This is a genomic window from Streptoalloteichus tenebrarius (assembly GCF_024171885.1).
Taxonomy (GTDB): Bacteria; Actinomycetota; Actinomycetes; order Mycobacteriales; family Pseudonocardiaceae; genus Streptoalloteichus; species Streptoalloteichus tenebrarius.
This window is the reverse complement of record NZ_JAMTCP010000099.1, coordinates 1-1,109: the sequence shown is the minus strand read 5'-3', so window position 1 is coordinate 1,109 and position 1,109 is coordinate 1. Positions and strand designations below refer to the sequence as shown.

Genomic DNA, 1,109 nt, shown 5'->3' with positions numbered 1-1,109 from the left:
ATCTCCTGGGAGCCTTACCCCAACAAGTGGGAGGGAGACCTCATCTTGGAACGAGCTTCCCGCTTAGATGCTTTCAGCGGTTATCCCTTCCGAACGTAGCCAACCAGCCATGCCCCTGGCGGAACAACTGGCACACCAGAGGTCCGTCCGTCCCGGTCCTCTCGTACTAGGGACAGCCTTCCTCAAGTCTCCTACGCGCGCGGCGGATAGGGACCGAACTGTCTCACGACGTTCTAAACCCAGCTCGCGTACCGCTTTAATGGGCGAACAGCCCAACCCTTGGGACCTACTCCAGCCCCAGGATGCGACGAGCCGACATCGAGGTGCCAAACCATGCCGTCGATATGGACTCTTGGGCAAGATCAGCCTGTTATCCCCGGGGTACCTTTTATCCGTTGAGCGACACCGCTTCCACCAGCCAGTGCCGGATCACTAGTCCCGACTTTCGTCCCTGCTCGACCCGTCAGTCTCACAGTCAAGCTCCCTTGTGCACTTACACTCAACACCTGATTGCCAACCAGGCTGAGGGAACCTTTGGGCGCCTCCGTTACCCTTTAGGAGGCAACCGCCCCAGTTAAACTACCCACCAGGCACTGTCCCTGAACCGGATCACGGTCCGAGGTTAGACACCCAGCACGACCAGAGTGGTATTTCAACAACGACTCCACCCGAACTGGCGTCCGAGCTTCACAGTCTCCCACCTATCCTACACAAGCCGAACCAAGCACCAATACCAAGCTATAGTAAAGGTCCCGGGGTCTTTCCGTCCTGCCGCGCGTAACGAGCATCTTTACTCGTAATGCAATTTCACCGGGCCTGTGGTTGAGACAGCGGAGAAGTCGTTACGCCATTCGTGCAGGTCGGAACTTACCCGACAAGGAATTTCGCTACCTTAGGATGGTTATAGTTACCACCGCCGTTTACTGGCGCTTAAGTTCTGAGCCTCGCGCACAAAGCGCTAACCCGTCCCCTTAACGTTCCAGCACCGGGCAGGCGTCAGTCCGTATACATCGTCTTACGACTTCGCACGGACCTGTGTTTTTAGTAAACAGTCGCTTCTCCCTGGTCTCTGCGGCCAGACAGCCCTAGCCCGCAAGGGGCTTCAAACC

1 rRNA gene is annotated in these 1,109 nt (G+C 57.1%); it reads right to left on the bottom strand.

The annotated features are described in order from the left end of the window. Window positions 1–1,109 (bottom strand): 23S ribosomal RNA (locus tag LX15_RS32090); the annotation flags it as partial.